Source organism: Kitasatospora humi (assembly GCF_020907985.1).
Lineage (GTDB): Bacteria > Actinomycetota > Actinomycetes > Streptomycetales > Streptomycetaceae > Kitasatospora > Kitasatospora humi.
On sequence record NZ_JAJJPA010000015.1, the window covers coordinates 39,235 to 55,953 of the forward strand.

The following is a 16,719-nucleotide window of genomic DNA, read 5'->3' on the forward strand; positions in this document are numbered from 1 at the left end:
TGTTCACTCGGTGTCATGAGGGAGTCTCCGTGAGTAGACGTCAGGAACCGGCGATCGGGGCGGTGAGCCGATGAGGGGCGCGCGCCGCTGGATCGCTCCGCTCGTCGCGCTCGGTGCCGCTACCGGTGGGTTGCTGTACACCACGCTGCCGGTCGGCGCGAGCATGGTGCGGGTGGGTCAGGTGGCGGTGGTGAGCCCGGCCGGGTCAGGGGCTGCGCAGGCCCCCCAGGACTCGGCCCCGCCCGTGGACGCCGCGTCCGAATCGATGTCGCCTTCGGCGTCGGCTGCGCCGTCCGAGCCCGGCTCCGCATCGCCGGCCGCGTCGGTGGCCGCGGCCGACTCCGCTTCGGCCACGGCGTCGGCCTCCGACTCCGCGTCCGAGTCCGACTCGGCATCGGCTTCGGCTCCGGACCAGGCCGCCGAGTCCGACCCGGCTTCGCCGTCCGCGTCCGAGTCCGCGCCGGCCTCGGAGTCCGCGTCGCCGCAGGCCGAGGCGAGCCCGTCGGCACCGGACGCCGCTCCCGACGCCGCGCCCGACGCCGCGCCGGACGCGGCACCCGAGCCGGGCTCGACAGCCGTGCAGCAGGGCACCGACGGGCAGGAGCGGTGCCACCTGAAGATCGTCAAGTCCGCCGACCGGCACCACTACCTGCCCGGCGAGACGGTCACGTACACCATCACCCTCACCAACGACGGCAACCAGATGATCACCGGTGCGGTGGTCACCGACGACCTCGGCGGCGACCTCCAGGACGGGGTGTACAACGACGACGCCCGCGTCGGCACCGGCTCCCTGAGCTATGCGCCGCCGGTCCTGACCTGGGTCGGCGACCTGAAGCCGGGCGACAGCACCCAGATCGTCTACACCGTCACCGCGAACAACCCGGACGACGGTCCCAAGCACCTCAGGGACGCGGTGACCGGCCCCTCCTTCAGCAGCTGCCCGACCGGCACCGAGGAGCGCTGCCACCTGGACCTCGGCTCACCCCGCCTGACGGTCAGCAAGGAGGCCGACCGCAACCGGGCCAAGCCCGGCGAGGTGGTCCGCTACACCGTGCGGTTCACCAACTCCGGCACCGACCGGTTCCCGGACGACGACCTGCCCGTGATCACCGACGACCTGCACCAGGTGCTCCGGCACAGCACGTTCGTAGCCGGTTCGCTCAGCTCCACGGTGCCGACCGCGACCTTCGACCCCACGGCCGGGAGGATCACCTGGACCGGCCGGCTGGCGGCCGGTGAGGACGGCTCGTTCACCTACCGGGTGAGGGTCGACGATCCGTACTCGGGCGAGCGGTTCCTGCACAACACCGTCGTGTCGGCGCGGTCGACGGACTGCCAGGAGGGTTCCACCGACGACCGTTGCAGGGCCCATGTCGAGATCGTCGTGGCGGACCGCACGCCGCCCCCGGCCGACGCGCCCGGCCAGACCCCGGCGGACACCCCGGCGGACACCCCGCCCCCGCCCCCGCCGGCGCACGAGCCGCCCCGCGACGACCAGCACCACCTGGCGCACACCGGCGCCGACGGCACCGCGGTGCTGGGGGGCTCCGCGCTGGTCCTGCTGCTGGGCGGCGGCGGCCTGCTGCTGCTGACCCGCCGGCTGCGCAGGCACCGGCACTGACGCCCGGCAGCCGCTGACCGCGGCCCGAGCGCCGACGGCGCCGACGCGGGGCCCGACCACCACGCACCACGGTCGGGCCCCGCACGCATGCCCGCCGGCCACCCCCACCCGCCTCGCGTGCCCGCCGGTCACCCTCACCCGCACGCACTGCCCGCCCGCCACGCTGACCCGCACAGATGGCCGACTGCGGCAAGTGCGCCGGGTGATCGACGGGGGCAGGTGCGAGATGATCGAGTGAAGCCGCACGGAGCGACGGGAGGGCGCATGTCCGCTGCCGGGAACCGCCTCAGCCGACCGGAGAACCGGTTGGTCCGCCGGGGCTTCACCGACCCGGAGGCCGCCGTCCGCCGACTGGGCGCACCCGCGCTGGCGGGCCTGGCGGACGATCCGATCCTGCTGGACGCGCTCGGCGCCGCCGCCGACCCGGACCTGGCGCTGCTCGGCCTGGCCCGCCTGCTGGAGGCGCTCCCGGGCAGCGAGCGGCAGGCCCTGCGCGACACCCTGACCGCGTCCAAGCCGCTGCGTGACCGGTTGCTGGGCGTGCTGGGCGCCTCCGCCGCGCTCGGTGACCACCTGGCCACCCACCCGCGGGACTGGCACGCCCTGGTCACCTTCGAGCTGCGCGACATCCATCCGGGCACCGCCGACTTCCGCGAGGAGCTGGAGCGGCAGGTGCGCGACTCGTCGGCGGAGCCCGCCGACGCCCTTCGGGTCGCCTACCGGCGCTGCCTGCTCACCATCGCCGCGCGCGACCTGACCGACACCGCCGACTTCGAGCAGACCGCGGCCGAACTGGCGGACCTGGCCGGCGCCACACTGCGCACCGCCCTGCAGATCGCGAGCGAGCGGGAGCCGGCCGCCGCCGACGCCTGCCGGCTCGCAGTGATCGGGATGGGCAAGTGCGGCGGCCGGGAGCTGAACTACGTCTCGGACGTGGACGTGATCTTCGTTGCCGAGGCCCGCGAGGGGGTCGAGGAGAGCCGCGCGCTGCAGGCGGCCACCCGGCTGGCCGCGGCGATGATGCGGCTCTGCTCGGACACCACCCGGGAGGGCACCATCTGGCCGGTGGACGCCAACCTGCGCCCGGAGGGCCGCAACGGCCCGCTGGTGCGCACCCTGGCCAGCCACCTCGCCTACTACCAGCGCTGGGCCAAGACCTGGGAGTTCCAGGCACTGCTCAAGGCCCGCCCGGTGGCCGGCGACGCCGAGCTGGGCGAGGCCTACGTGGCGGCGCTGGCCCCGATGGTGTGGCAGGCGGCCGAGCGGGAGAACTTCGTCGCCGACGTCCAGCAGATGCGCCGCCGGGTGGTCGAGGCGATCCCGGTGACCGAGCTGGACCGGCAGCTCAAGCTCGGGCCGGGCGGCCTGCGCGACGTGGAGTTCTCGGTCCAGCTGCTGCAGCTGGTGCACGGCCGCACCGACGTCGAGTTGCGCAGCGGCAACACCCTGACCGCGCTCAAGGCGCTCTCCGCCGGCGGCTACGTGGGCCGGGCCGACGCCGCCGCGCTGGACAGCGCCTACCGGTTCCTGCGTTCCCTGGAGCACCGGATCCAGCTGCACCGGCTGCGCCGCACCCATCTGATGCCGACCGATCCGGCCGACCTGCGCCGGCTGGCCCGCTCGCTGGCCCCGATGATCAACGACGACACCCGGGCCGACCCGGTCGCCGCGCTGAACCGGGAGTGGAAGCGGCACGCGCTGGAGGTCCGGCGGCTGCACGAGAAGCTCTTCTACCGTCCGCTGCTGGCCGCGGTCGCCAGCCTGTCCAGTGGCGAGGCGGTCACGCCGGGCACGCACGCGATGACCCCGCAGGCGGCCCAGGCCCGGCTGGAGGCGCTGGGCTTCGCCGACCCGCCGGCCGCGCTGCGCCACTTGCAGGCGTTGGCCAGCGGGGTCAGCCGGAAGGCGGCGATCCAGCGGACCCTGCTGCCGGTGCTGCTGGCCAGGTTCAGCGACTCGGCCGACCCGGACGCCGGGCTGCTGGGGTTCCGCCAGGTCTCCGACGCGCTCGGCCGCACACCCTGGTACCTGAGGCTGCTGCGGGACGAGAGCGCCGCGGCCGAGGACCTGGCCCGGGTGCTGTCGGCCGGCCGGCTGGCGCCCGACCTGCTGCTGCGGGCGCCGGAGGCGGTGGCGCTGCTGGGCGATCCGCGCGGTCTGGCGGCGCGCGGCCGGGAGGCGCTGGAGGGCGAGATCCTGGCGGCGGTGGGCCGGGCGCCGGGTGCCGCCCAGGCGGTGGCGGCGGCTCGCTCGGTGCGCCGGCGGGAGCTGTTCCGCACGTCGGCCGCCGACCTGCTCGGCCGCTTCGGCGACGATCCGGCCGAGGCGCTGGAGCTGGCCTCCGGCGCGCTCACCGATCTGAACGCCGCCACCCTGTCGGGCGCCCTGGCCGGCTGCGTCGCCGACTGGGAGCGGCGGCACGGCGAGCCGCTGCCGGCCCGGATCGCGGTGATCGCGATGGGGCGGTTCGGCGGTCATGAGCTGGGTTACGGTTCGGACGCCGACGTGCTCTTCGTGCACGAGCCGCTGCCGGGCACCGAACGGGACGCGACCGCGGCGGCCCGCTCGGTCTGCAACGAGCTGCGCGCCCTGCTGGCGGCCCCGGCCATCGAGCCGCCGCTGCTGGTCGACGCCGATCTGCGGCCGGAGGGGCGGCAGGGTGCCCTGGTGCGCACCCTCGGCTCGTACCAGGCCTACTACCAGCGCTGGTCGCACGTCTGGGAGAGCCAGGCGCTGCTGCGGGCCGAGCCGGTGGCCGGGGACAAGGCGCTGGGGGAGCGGTTCGTCGAGCTGATCGACCCGCTGCGCTACCCGGTCGAGGGGGTGTCGGAGGCCGATCTGCGGGAGATCCGGCGGATCAAGGCACGGGTGGAGAACGAGCGGCTGCCGCGCGGGGCGGATCCGACCACCCACACCAAGCTCGGCCGGGGTGGTCTGGCCGACGTCGAGTGGACGGTGCAGCTGCTCCAGCTGCGGCACGGCCACGAGCTGCCCGGACTGCGCACCACCCGGACCAGGCAGGCGCTGCTGGCCGCCGTCCGGGCCGGACTGCTGAACGCGGAGGACGGCGAGGTGCTGGACACCGCCTGGGTGCTGGCCTCCCGGGTGCGCTCCGCGGTGATGCTGGTGCGCGGCCGCCCGGGGGACAGCTTCCCCAGCGGACCGCGCGAGCTGGCCGGCGTGGCCCGCTACCTGGGCTACGGCGGGGGCCGCACCGGCGAGCTGGTGGACGACTACCGGCGGATCACCCGGCAGGCCCGCTCGGTGGTCGAGCGGGTCTTCTACGGGTGAGCCCGCTGGTACGAGCGGCCCGCGGGTGACCGGTGTCAGCGGCCGACCCGGACGCCCACCGGGGTGGGCCGCTGCTCCGGCAGCGTGCCGGTCTCGGCCCCGGCCTGCCAGGACGCCGGGATCTGCGGGAACTGGTAGGCCCAGCGGTGGTAGACCAGCCGGGTGACCAGGAACCCGATGGCCAGGCAGAGGGCGCCGCCGACCGCGTCCATCCAGAAGTGGTTGGCGGTGGCGATGATCACCACCAGGGTGGCGGCCGGATAGGCCAGGCCCAGCGCCCGCACCCAGAGGCGCTCGGCCAGGAAGAAGATGCTCAGCCCGCACCACAGCGACCAGCCGATGTGCATCGAGGGCATCGCCGCGTACTTGTTGGTGACGCTGGCCGCCGCGCCCGAGGCCAGGGAGCCCCAGGTGTGGTGGGCGATCACGGTGTCGACGAAGCCGCCGCCGTTCATCAGCCTGGGTGGCGCCAGCGGGAAGAAGTAGAACCCGATCAGGGCGATGAACGTGGTGACGGCCAGGGCCAGGCGCGACGCCGCGTAGCGCCCGGGGTGGCTGCGGTAGAGCCAGATCAGCACCCCGAGCGTCATGATGAAGTGCAGTGTGGCGTAGTAGTAGTTCATCCCCGTGATCAACCAGCCCACCCGGTCGAGGGTGTGGTTGACCCAGCGCTCCACGGCGACGTCGAAGTCCTGTTCGGTGTGCCACACCCAGGAGGCGTGCCGCTGGGCGAGTGCGTCCTGCTGCGGCACGGCGTTGCGGACGATGTTGTAGAGCCAGTAGGTGATGCCCATCAGGGCGATCTCGAACCAGAGTCGGGGCCGCTTGGGTCCGCGGCGGGCGCGGGCGATCCGGCGGCGCAGCGAGTCGGCCGAACTGACGGCCGTGCTGCCGCCGGTTCCGTCCGCGGCCTCGGCGGCCGGGCCGCCCGGGGTCTGGACGGAATCGCCGTGACGGGGTGCGGCGGTGTCATCACCGCCTGGCGCGTGGATGGTCGATTCCCCCATGGGGGAAGAGTCTGCCAGACGTTCTGTGGCCGTCCGATCATCCTCTGGTCGTGGATTCGTCACCGACTGTCCTCCCGCGGTACTAGGTGACCACCCCCAGTCGGGACGGGGGAGTCGGCACGGTACGCCCGATGGCGACGCGTCGGAGGGACACACATCGGATTCCATTGTTACGCCGCCGCGACGAGCCGGGCGAGGCGAGTCCCTTGGCGGGCAAGGGGCTTCGGCCGGCAACGGGATGGCGGCGGTGGCCGGCCGGCCTGCGGCGGCCGCGCGAACCGGCCGGGGTGGCTCCACCCGCCGCTCCCGGGCCGCCCCTTCGGCATCGCCGCCGCCCCACCGGTCGCCGGCCGGGAGCCGTCGCCGTGCCGCCCGAGCACAACTGTCCGGCCGGTGCGGCGGGGTCTTCGGTTGCTGAGCCGAAGTTCCGTCGGCCGAGCTGCTGTTGAGGTGTCCACCGGCGGCGCGCCGAGCGCGACGGGCGGGGCTGCCGACTGCCGCAACCGGTCGAGGTGGTCCGCTGCCGCCGCACGGCTGGACAACCCCCCGGCCGGCTCGGGCCGTTCGCGCGGAGCAGCGCGCCCGTCGAGCGGTACTGCCGGTTCCTCCGGATCAAGCAGCCCGAGGATCTTCACGGTTCCTGCACGTACGGTGGCGGTGTTCCCGCAACGCCCAGTCGGTATCGGCTCCGTACTGATCGAGTACCAAGTCGGCGACCGGCCGCGCGTCATCACGGAAGGCGGCGGGACCGGGGTTGCCGCTGATCGGGCCGGTGATCAGCGGCAATTGAGGAAGTCGGGTCCGGATAAGGGCACCGACTTTCTGTCAATTGATGCTTCAGTGGGGTTGGAGAGGCGTTGTCAATCCTGTAAACAATGAAGTCAAGTCGGGTGCGGGTCGCCCCGCCGGCCGACGGCGAGTTGCGCGCAGGCCCGCCGCCGACGGGCCTGCGCGAACACGGTCGACCCGACTCCTGACGACTCGAACGCAAGGACGCGCATGGATACGGGGCAGGACGCCACGATGGAGATCGGCCGCCGCCTTCGCGATCTGCGCCGCGAGCGCGGCCTCAAGCAGAGCGACTTGGCCGGCGAGGGCCTGTCGGTCAGCTACCTGTCGCTGCTGGAGTCCGGCAAGCGGCCGCTCACCCCGGCCATCCTGCGCCGACTGGCCGGCGAACTAGGGTGCACAGTGGAGTACTTGCGCACCGGTCGGGAGAGCAGCCAGGAGCGGGAGCGCCAGCGGGAGTTGCTGCTCTGCGTCACCCTGGGCGAACTCGCCCTGCGGGAGGGCGACTACCAGCGGACGCTGGCGGTCTGCGAGGCGGTGCTGGCCGAGGAGCCGCCCGCCGAGGGGCCCACCCTGCGGCGGGCCATGATCGCCCGGGCCGACGCCCTGGAGCGGCTCGGCCGGCCCGGTGAGGCGCTCGGCGAGCTGCACCGGCTCTACCAGGAGACGGCGCTGGGGCCCGGCTCGGTCGAGTGGCTGCGGCTGGCCGTCGCGCTCTGCCGCTGCCACCTGCTGGCCGGTGAGCCGGGCAGCGCGGTGGAGGCGGGCGAGCACGCGCTGGCCAGGCTGGACGCCGTGCTCAGCGAGCCCACCGAGGACCAGTTGGGCCTGGGCGTGGTGCTGATCGAGGCGCACCACCGCAACGGCGACCTGCGGGCCGCCCGCTGCCTGGCCGACCGGCTGCTGCCGCAGGCCGAGCGGCCGGCCACCCCCGCGGTGCGCGCCACCGCCTTCGAGGCGGCCAGCCGCCGCGCCCGGTCGGCCGGCAACACCGCGCTCGCCCTGACCCTGGCGGAACGCGCCCTGGCGCTGCCCGCCGAGGACGAGATGGCCCGCTGTCTGGGACTCCTCAAGGCCGGCTACGGCTCGCTGCTGCTGGACGGGTCGCAGCCGGAGCCGGACCGGGCCAAGAGCTACCTCGCCTCGGCCGGCCGCGAACTCGCCCTGCACGGCCGCATGTTGGACCGCGCAGGTTGCGAACTCAGCCTGGCCAGGGCCGATGTGATGCTCGGTGAGTACGCACAGGGCGCCGCCCACGCCGAACGCGCGCTGCAGCTGGCCGGCGCCGAGCCGACCGGGGTCGGCGTCTGGGCCTGGCTGCAACTGGCCGAGGCCCGAAGGCTGCAGGGCCGCCCCGACCAGGCGGTGGCCTCGCTGCGCACCGCCGAACGGCTGCTGGACGGCCCCCGGCTGGCCGCCGGACGCGACCTGGCCGAGGCCTGGCGGGCGCTCGGCGACCTGTGGTTGAACAACCAGGACTCCGAGGCGGCGATGCGGGCCTACCGTCAGGGGCTCGCCGCGGCCGGGCTGTCCGGCGCCGCGCCGCTGCCCGCGGTGCTGCGCCCTGCCGTGCCGAGTGCGCACGGAGTTCACCGGTAGTCGGCCTTGACGCCCATGGTTCGAACGTGAGTTGGCGGGTAGCCTGGGGCGGACCGCCGGTGCCCGCGGCGTCGGTGGCCCGTCACCTTGGGGGGAACCGTGTCACTTCGGCTGGACACCGCATTCGCCGAACTGGCGTTGCGCGCCGGCGGGGACACGGCGGCGCTGGCGGCCTTCCGGCAGGTGCTGGCCGCGGACCCGCCGCCCGACCGGGCCACCGCCTGGCGGGCCCGCCGCGGGCAGGCCTGGGCGCTGGAGAAGCTGGGACGCCTGGAGGAGGCGATCACCGAGTACCGGGAGCTGCTGGCCGCGGCCGAGGCGGTGCCGGGCAGCGCGGACTGGGCGCTGCTGACGGTGGCGCTGTGCCGGTGCTACCGGGACGTCGGGGACCATGGGATGAGCATCGACCTGGGGGAACGGGCACTGCGCGAGCTGGCCGCCGCCGAGGTCGAGCCGATCCACGAGCACGTGCAGCTCGGCTCCACCCTGATGGGCTGCTACGTGGTGCGCGGTGACCTGACCTCGGCCCAGCTGCTGGCCGAGCAGTTGCTGCCGCTCGCCGAGCGCGCCGACTCCCGGGTCGCCAGGGGTGCGGTGGAATGGAACCGGTCGGTGATCGCCCGGGAGCAGGGCCGTCTCGCGGATGCTCTCCAACTCGCCGAGCGCGCCTTGGTGTTGATGGCCGAGGCGGACAACGAGCGGCACCAGGGGATGCTCCGGGTGAACCTGGCGTCGGTGCTGCTGGCCGGTGGCGAGCCGCGCCGCGCGGTGGAACTGCTCGCCACCGCGCATCCGGTCCTGGCGGACCATGCCCAGACGCACGAGGCCGTGCTGGCGATGGCGCTGCACGCCGAGGCGCTGGTCCAACTCGGGGACCCGGACGCGGCGCTGGCCTGGGTGGAGCGCGGGCGCGCCCTGCTGGACCGCGGTCGCCGGCCGTTCTGGCCGCACCGGGCGCAACTCGCCCTGGTCGCGGCCCGGGCCCGGCTGCTGGCCGGCCAGGACGGGCCGGGGGAGGCCGAGCTGCGGGGCTGCGCGGCGCTGCTGGGCCGGGCGGCGCCGGACCGCCCGGTGGCCGTGCTGTGGCGCCAACTGGGTGACGTCTGGGCCGAGCGGCAGCAGCCGGACGAGGCGATGTCGGCCTATCAGACGGCGTTGACCGTGCTGGGCCTGCCCGCCGCGTCCATGCCGGCGACCGGACGGCGGCGGGCGCTCTCCTGAGCGCCGGCCCACGGTTGTCAAATGCTGTCAAGTATCTGGTAAAGGGCCTGGTGGGCGGCCGAATCGGGCATCGAGCGCCTACGATCACGCGGTATGAAGCTGATCACCGCCGTCCTCAAGCCGTTCAAGCTGGAGGACGTCAAGGCCGCGCTGCAGGAGCTGGGCGTCCACGGGCTGACCGTCACCGAAGCCACCGGTTACGGCCGCCAGCACGGCCACACGGAGGTCTACCGGGGCGCCGAGTACCGAGTCGACCTGGTTCCCAAGGTGCGCCTGGAGACCGTGGTGGAGGACGACGACGCCGAACGGGTGATGGCCGCCATCGTGCAGGCCGCCCGCACCGGCCGGATCGGCGACGGCAAGGTCTGGGCCGTCCCCGTCGACACCCTGATCCGGGTGCGGACGGGAGAACGGGGGCCGGACGCGATCTGACCCGGCGTCAACTGCGTGGACGTACAAGGCGGCACGAACGGGTGACCGCGTGCCACCCTGGATCCCTCATCCTAGGTGTCACCCGTTCGATCGGGGGAAGCCATGCGGCTACCTGACGTCCACGTCGTCCCCACCGCGCTCGTCGGATACGGCTCGGTGGTGGCCGGGCAGTGCGAAGCCCTGCGTCCGATCAAGGCCGCGCTCGCCCGGATCCAGGTACCGGCCGGAGCGTTCGGCAAGCTTCCGGGCTCCGCCGGCCTGCACGCCTCGTACACCGAGCACGCCGACGCCGAGCAGCGCAACACCGGCGACCTGGTGGACTGCCTGGACGCCATCGCCGTCGGCCTGCACACCACCGCCGCCAACTACACGGCCGCCGAGGCGGAGCTGGCCGGCCTGTTCGGGGCCCGGCAGTGAAGGAACCCGACCGGGTCGGCAGCGATGACGCCTACGCGTGGATCAGCGCCACCCCGGCACCGCCGACCCCGCTGCCGCTGCTTCCCGCGTCCGACCCCGGCGCGATCGGTTCCGGCATCGACTCGGTGGTCAAGGGCGTGCTCGAAGCCACCGGGCTGCTGGACCGGCTCGACGGGGTCACCGGTCAGCCGCAGGCCCTCATGGCCGCTGCCCAGGGCTGGCAGGACCAGGCCGCCGCACTGCGCGAGGTCGCCGAGGCACTGCGCCGCGGTGCCGCCCCGGTCGCCCGGCAGTGGCACGGCAAGGCCTCGAACGCCTTCGGCACCCGCCTGGGCCGGGTGGTGGAGGCCATCGACGCCACCGCCGACGACGCCGACGCCACCGCCGGCCTCCTCGGCAGCGCGGCCGCCGAGTGCCGGTTCGCCGAGAACGCGGTGATCGCCGTCATCCGCGAGGCCATCGAGTGGATCGCGGTCACGCTGGCGGCCGGCGCCATCGCGGACTTCCTGACCATGGGCCTGGCGACGATCGTGGACACGCTGGTGGCGGAGGAGGAGATGGCGGTCTTCATCGCCCGGGTCTCGGCGGTGTCGGAGCGGCTGGGGGAGGCCCTGAAGGAGCTCGACGAAGCCCTGAAGGCGATGCGGGAGGCCGAGGGGGTCTGCGGCGCCTACCAGGAGTCCAAGGACGTCCGGACCGTCATCAAGGCCCTTCGGACGGGCGGCAAGGTGGCCTGGAACCCGCTGACCTATCCGGCGGCCTACACGGGCTCCAACCTTGCCGGGCAACTCCTGTTCAAGCCGCTCACGGCCGGGCTGACCGAGCCGCTCGTCAAAGCGGTCACCGGTATGACCGGTGACCCGGGATCGCCGGCGCGCGGGCTGATCTCGGACGCGGGCGAGCGAGCCGGTGACCCGCCGCCGCCCTACCACGTGCCCGGCAGCCGGGCGGAGCGGGCCCCCGGCTGACCCCGGCGGCAGGAGAGTCACGGCCATGGCGAAGCAGACGCGGGTGGCGCGGCAGAACGCCCGTTGGGAGGCCTTCAAAGCGGGGCGCGTCCGCGCGCGGCGGGAAGAGCTCGACGAGGTGATCTCCCCCTGGCTGCGGCCGCCGGAACGGGAGCGCGGCGCGACGGAGGTCACGGTGGACGTCTTCGCGCCGCACCGCGTGCCCCGGCGGCTGCGTGCCACGAAGCCGGCTCCGCCAGGGGGTTGGCGCCGCGGCCCGACCGAGCGCCTGGACCGCGTCGTCATCGCGGTGCTCGAGCCGGTCAGCGCCGTCCTGCGGTTCTTCCGGAAGTTCCCCCACGGCCTCCCGTTCCGGGGCGGCTGGTCCAGCCAGGCCGGGCGGTTCCTGATCATGGTCCGGACCGGCCCGTCGACCCACCGCTACCACGAGAACAACGAGGCCGTCCTGGTCTTCACCGACCGGCGGGTCCTGGTGCTGCACCCCGGGAGCGGCGAGCGCCTCGGTGAGCTGGCGTTGGATCAACTGGTGGTCGGTGCGCCCAAGGAAAGGCCATGGCGCCAGCCGGGGCGGGTCGACATCCGCTTCACCGACGGCTCCCTCCTCGCCGTCGAGTGCCGCCACTTCGTGAACGACGTGCTTCGGTCCCTGCTGGCCGGCCGCGCCTGACTCCGGGCACCAATAGGGTGCCGGAGGAGGAGGGTGACCAACGTGACCAATAGCGGTGCGCAGCGGGACCAGCGGCCCCAGGGGCTGATCACCACCGGGCAGCGGGCCGAGTACATGCGGCAGGGAAACGCCTCGGCCGTGCTGCGTGCGGTGCTCGCGTACGGGCCGGTGTCGCGCGCGGAGATCGTCCGGCACACCGGACTGTCCGCGCCCAGCGTGACCAAGTTGACCGCGGCGCTGATCGGGGCCGGGCTGCTGGCCGAGCTGGCGCCCGTCGAGCCGACCCACGGGCGGCCGCGGGTGCCGCTGCGGATCGACGGCGAGCGCACGGTGGCGCTCGGGGTGCACATCGACCTGCTGCGCACCACCTTCGGCCTGGTCGGGCTGGATGGCCGGATCATCGCGGAACGCGAGGTCGTGCACCCGGCCGACCCGGCGCGGCTCGGCCCGCGGGAGCTGGTCGGGCGGGCGGTGGAGGCGATCGAGGCGTTCTTGCGGGAGCGGCTGGGCGGGCGGCGGCTGGTCGGCACCGGGGTGAGCATCGGCGGCTGGGTGGACGGCGCCCGCGGGCTGGTGGTCGAGCACGGCCCGCTGGGCTGGCGCGACGTTCCGCTGCTCGCCGAGTTGGGCGACCGGCTGCCCGGCCCGGTGGTGCTGGAGCAGACCGTCCGGGCGATCGCGCGGGCCGAGTTGTGGTTCGGGGTCGGGCGCGAGGTCGACGACTTCGTGCTGGTGTTCCTGGGCAACGTGCTGGGTGCCGCGATCGTGGTGGACCGGACCGTGCACCGCGGGCCGGGGGCGGCGGCCGGCGGGATCGAGCACCTGCCGGCCACTGATGACCCGTCGGTCCGCTGCCCGGAGTGCGGCGCCGGCTGCCTCGGCGTGGCGGCGAGCGACATCGCGCTGCTGGCCGAGGCCCGCGCGGTCGGCCTGCTGGAGGCGGCCCGGCAGCCCGGCACCGGCGGCCCGCTGGACCTGGAGCGGCTGGTGGCGATCGCCCGCCCGGCCGGCTCCGGCAGCGGCGACGAGCGGGCCCAGGAGCTGCTGCGCCGCCGGGCCCGCCGGGCCGGGCGGGCCATCGCCACCCTGGTCGACCTGGTGAACCCGAGCCGGGTGGTGCTGGCCGGCGGGATCCTGGTGGCCGACGAGTACCTGGACGACTTGCGCGCCGAGGTCGCCGAGCGCAGCCACCGCGGGGCCCCGGTCGCCGCCGACATCGTGCCCGCCGACTTCGGTGCCCGGACCCTGGTGCGCTCCTCCGCGGTGCCGGTGCTGGAGCGGGTGATCACCGAGCCGTTCAGCGCGCTCGGCCTGCTGTGACCCGGGCCGGCGCCCGGGCCCGGTCCGGTCGGTCGGACCAGGCGCGCCTGTCCGCCGAGGTCCCGCCGAAGCTCGCCCGGTGGGCCGTCAGGTCGGAACCGCTGCGGGCCCCGACGTCGTCATAGGATCTGCGCAAGTCGCCGCCCGATCCCGGGCCGGCGCGGCCCGGGCCGGTTCGGCCCGGGCACCCACCCACCAGCCGGAAGTCCGCCCACCGTGCAGCCGCGCCCCAGTCGTTCCCGTGTCTTCCTGTCCGCCGCCGTTCTGGTGCTGGCCGCCGCGCTCTCGGCGTGCGGCGGTTCCGATGACGGCAAGAAGCCGGCGACCGACGCGGCCGCGGGTGCGTCCCCGAACGGCCCGTCGTCGCCGGGCGGTCCGGCGAGCGGCCTGCCGAGCGCCCCGCCGAGCCCGAGCGACTCCAAGGTGCTGATGCCCACCGGGCCCGCCACCCAGCTGACCAAGGCCCGCGACACGGCGGCCGGCCCGATCATGATGACCACGCTGGCCGGCCCCAAGTCCGGTGTGACGGCCAAGGTCTGGATCTGGCTGCCGCCGGAGTACAACGACCCCAAGTACGCCGACTACGGCTTCCCGGTGCTCACCCTCTACGCGGGCGGCCAGAGCAACGGCTACAACACCTGGACCGACGACCAGCTGCCGATCCAGGTCGAGGACGAGGAGTTGGTGAAGCAGGGCAAGGCCCATCCGTTCATCATGGTGATGCCGGTGCAGAACCTGGTGGCCAACGAGCACCAGACCCTGGACTGCAGCGACATCCCCGGCCAGCCGAAGATGGAGACCTGGATGACCCAGGACGTGCCGGACTTCGTGCGCGCCAACTTCCGCACCCTGAAGAGCCGGGACGGCTGGGGGCTGATGGGCGCCTCCACCGGCGCGTTCTGCAGCGCCAAGCTGGCCATGCAGCACCCCGAGCAGTACAAGGCCGCGGTGCCGATCGACGGCTACTTCGACCCGGACTCCTCGTTCTGGAAGGGCCACGAGACCGAGCGGCTGGCCAACAGCCCCGACGTGCTGGTCAGCCAGTCCAAGGCCGACGTGCGGATGCTGGCCACCGCGGGCGGAGCCACCCCGGACGAGGTGAAGCTGGTCAAGAACTGGGTGGCCAAGGCCACGCCGCCGCTCAAGATCGACTACTACGAGCAGCCCGGCGGCCGGCACCTCACCTCGCACTTCAAGAAGATGATCCCGGACACCCTGCAGTGGCTGACCAAGAACATGGCGGGGCCGTCCGCCCCCTGAGCCGTTGACGCCGACCGGCCGAGGGCGGTGCTGACACCTCGTCAGCACCGCCCTGTTTTGTCCCCGCATGGCCTCTGACCTGCGCGGCAATCCAGCATTGATTCGGTTCTGATCGACTGCCGACACGCTGTGGGCGACGGCATCGCGCTACCCGACCAGCACGGGTGGGACGCCGACGCCAGGTCCCCCGAGTCCGCCCTGAGTGCCGAGAAGAGTGCCATGCAGTCGCATCTGCTTTCCGTCCCCGCCCAGCGCGGCGCCAGTGAGGCGGTTCCGGCCGTGCGTCCCGTCCGATTCGCGGGCCTGCGGCTGGTCCACGCCGCACTCCGCCGCGACCTGGCCCGCATCCCCACCGCGCTGCGCCTGCTGCAGCCCGACGACGAAGCGAGTGCCGAGGCGCTGCAGCGGCACTGGGACTTCCTCACCGCCATGCTCACCTGCCACCACGAGCAGCAGGACGGGCGGATCTGGCCGCTGCTGCGCCGGTTCGCCCCGGAGCTGCGGCTGCTCATCAACTGGCTGGAGGACGACCACCACAACCTGGACCACTCGTTCACCCGGACCACCACGCTGATGCGGATCGCCACCCGGGACCCGGCCAGCGCCTGGCCGGTGGCCTACGCGGTCGAGGAGCTGGCCGCCCGGCTGGAGACCCATCTGCGGATCGAGGAGGAGCAGGTGCTGCCGGTGATGGCGCTGCAGCTCTCCCCGCAGTCTCGGGTCGGCACCCTGGGCGAGCTGCTCGACCTGCTGCGGCTGGCCGACGGGCCCGGGGCGCCGGACGCGCTGGCGTGGCTGCTGGAGGGGGTGGCGCCGGAGCAGGTGGACGCGCTGCTCGCCGAGTGCGACGACCTGACGGCCCGCCAGTGGCCCCACCCGAGGCGGTGGTTCTGGCCCGGCGAGGTTCCGGAGAGCGATGGCATGATCACCAAGGACGAGCAGATGAGCAAGGCGATAGACGCCTGGGTCGAGGACCACCTGGCCACCTCGCCCCAGTGGACACCCGAGCAGTACGCCGGCGTCCGTCAGCACCTGGAGGGTGACGCTCCCTCCGGCGAGGGGTAGGGCCCGGCACCCGTTGCCCGCGCCGCGGGGGCCCGCCCGGTTTCCGGCCGGCCGCCGGTCGGGACGATCAGCCCTACGCGGACCCGGTCCGCGGTCAAGCCCGGGTCTGAGGCTCCGGGGCCGACTTCCGATGCTCGCACGGCCGCAACTGGCGGAGGAGTAGACGCCCATTCGGGTTGCCGTGGTGGCGGGTGGTGACGGTGGGTGGAGAAGGTGGGAACAGGCCGTCACCGGCCTGAGTCAACCTCGGAAGGAACACCACCCTCATGCAGAGAAAGTGGACTTCGGTCCTCGCCACCGCCGCGCTGGCGGGCTCGCTCGCCGTCACCACGGGCATCGCCATCAGCCACGCGGACTCTGACAACCACCCGATGATCAGCCCGGCGGCCGGGACCCCCAGCGCTCCCAAGACGCTGGAGGCGATCGGTGACCTCGGCGCCGTGCTGCACCTGGTGGGCGACCTCGCCGCGACCAGCAGCCCGGCGAACGGCACCGCCGACCCGGCCACGCTGAAGGACCAGCTGGCCAAGCTGGACGCTGCTGCCGACCAGCTCAGGGCGGCGCTGCCCGCCGAGAAGGGCAACATCGTGGACGACCAGTCGATCGTGTCCGGTGCGCCCGCCGACCCCGCCTCGCCCGCCGACCCCGCCTCGCCGGCCGACCCCGCGTCGCCCGCCGACTGGGCGTCCCCGGCCGACGCCGCCTCCCCGATGGCCGCCGACTCGGCATCCTCGGATGCCCCGGCGCAGCAGGGTGCGATCAACCCCGGCGGCCCCGAGCGCCCCGGTTCGCCCGAGGTCCCCGGCGGCCCGGTGCAGCAGGGCGGGCCGATCCAGCGGGACGTCCAGCCGGCTGCCGCCCGGGGCGTGGCGAAGGTGCTGGCCGCGCTGCGGCAGCACGCCGCCGCCCTGGTCTCCGCCGCCTCCGCCGAGCAGCCCGAGAGCGCCCAGGTGCACAAGGCGATGCAGCCGCTCGCCGCCGACGCGCTCGAGCTGAGCAAGGCCGCGGTCAACCGGCTCGGCGCCAAGTGAACGGCTGACCGACCGTAGCCGAGGGCCC

14 protein-coding genes are annotated in these 16,719 nt (G+C 74.1%); 12 read left to right on the plus strand and 2 right to left on the minus strand.

The window, feature by feature from the left end; translation table 11 throughout:
* Nucleotides 1–177 precede the first annotated feature (177 nt).
* Nucleotides 178–591 (minus strand): MSCRAMM family adhesin SdrC, encoded by a 414-nt coding sequence (locus LN042_RS37735; protein WP_230051998.1) that lies wholly within the window; start codon nt 589–591, stop codon nt 178–180.
* Between LN042_RS37735 and LN042_RS16600 the strand changes: the two genes are divergently transcribed.
* A complete protein-coding gene (locus tag LN042_RS16600; protein ID WP_230051999.1) occupies nt 578–1,624 on the plus strand; it encodes a DUF7927 domain-containing protein in 1,047 nt (348 codons plus the stop codon). The genes LN042_RS37735 and LN042_RS16600 overlap by 14 nt on opposite strands.
* A gap of 264 nt (nt 1,625–1,888) precedes the next feature.
* Nucleotides 1,889–4,915 (plus strand): bifunctional [glutamine synthetase] adenylyltransferase/[glutamine synthetase]-adenylyl-L-tyrosine phosphorylase, encoded by a 3,027-nt coding sequence (locus LN042_RS16605; RefSeq protein WP_230052000.1) that lies wholly within the window; start codon nt 1,889–1,891, stop codon nt 4,913–4,915.
* A 35-nt stretch (nt 4,916–4,950) separates the two neighbouring features.
* On the opposite strand, the gene LN042_RS16610 is transcribed toward LN042_RS16605, so the two are convergent.
* Nucleotides 4,951–5,922, minus strand: coding sequence for a phosphatase PAP2 family protein (locus LN042_RS16610; protein WP_230052001.1), 972 nt, complete (start codon nt 5,920–5,922; stop codon nt 4,951–4,953).
* A gap of 999 nt (nt 5,923–6,921) precedes the next feature.
* On the opposite strand from LN042_RS16610, the gene LN042_RS16615 reads away from it, so the two are divergent.
* The 10 genes from LN042_RS16615 (at nt 6,922) to LN042_RS16660 (ending at nt 16,691) form a co-directional block, all read left to right on the plus strand.
* Entirely contained in the window at nt 6,922–8,310 is a 1,389-nt protein-coding gene (locus LN042_RS16615) for a helix-turn-helix domain-containing protein (protein WP_230052002.1), read from the plus strand.
* Nucleotides 8,311–8,409: 99 nt separating this feature from the next.
* On the plus strand, nt 8,410–9,531 hold the full coding sequence (locus tag LN042_RS16620) for a tetratricopeptide repeat protein (RefSeq protein WP_230052003.1): 1,122 nt from the start codon (nt 8,410–8,412) through the stop codon (nt 9,529–9,531).
* A gap of 93 nt (nt 9,532–9,624) precedes the next feature.
* The gene (locus LN042_RS16625) at nt 9,625–9,963 is read left to right on the plus strand and encodes a P-II family nitrogen regulator (RefSeq protein ID WP_230052004.1); all 339 of its coding nucleotides are present in this window, start codon (nt 9,625–9,627) and stop codon (nt 9,961–9,963) included.
* Nucleotides 9,964–10,065: 102 nt separating this feature from the next.
* Nucleotides 10,066–10,380 (plus strand): hypothetical protein, encoded by a 315-nt coding sequence (locus LN042_RS16630; protein WP_230052005.1) that lies wholly within the window; start codon nt 10,066–10,068, stop codon nt 10,378–10,380.
* Nucleotides 10,377–11,348, plus strand: a complete 972-nt coding sequence (locus tag LN042_RS16635; protein WP_230052006.1) for a WXG100 family type VII secretion target — start codon at nt 10,377–10,379, stop codon at nt 11,346–11,348. Before LN042_RS16630 ends, LN042_RS16635 begins: the two co-directional genes overlap by 4 nt.
* A 25-nt stretch (nt 11,349–11,373) precedes the next feature.
* Nucleotides 11,374–12,015 carry a hypothetical protein gene (locus tag LN042_RS16640; protein WP_230052007.1) on the plus strand — a complete coding sequence of 214 codons (642 nt, stop codon included), beginning with the start codon at nt 11,374–11,376 and terminating at the stop codon, nt 12,013–12,015.
* 42 nt (nt 12,016–12,057) lie between these two features.
* Entirely contained in the window at nt 12,058–13,335 is a 1,278-nt protein-coding gene (locus LN042_RS16645; protein ID WP_230052008.1) for an ROK family transcriptional regulator, read from the plus strand.
* 216 nt (nt 13,336–13,551) lie between these two features.
* Nucleotides 13,552–14,595, plus strand: a complete 1,044-nt coding sequence (locus tag LN042_RS16650; RefSeq protein ID WP_230052009.1) for an alpha/beta hydrolase — start codon at nt 13,552–13,554, stop codon at nt 14,593–14,595.
* Between the two features lie 219 nt (nt 14,596–14,814).
* Nucleotides 14,815–15,660: a hemerythrin domain-containing protein gene (locus tag LN042_RS16655; protein WP_230052010.1), complete on the plus strand. Its 846-nt coding sequence runs from the start codon at nt 14,815–14,817 to the stop codon at nt 15,658–15,660.
* A 266-nt stretch (nt 15,661–15,926) separates the two neighbouring features.
* Nucleotides 15,927–16,691 (plus strand): hypothetical protein, encoded by a 765-nt coding sequence (locus tag LN042_RS16660; RefSeq protein ID WP_230052011.1) that lies wholly within the window; start codon nt 15,927–15,929, stop codon nt 16,689–16,691.
* Nucleotides 16,692–16,719: the final 28 nt, after the last annotated feature.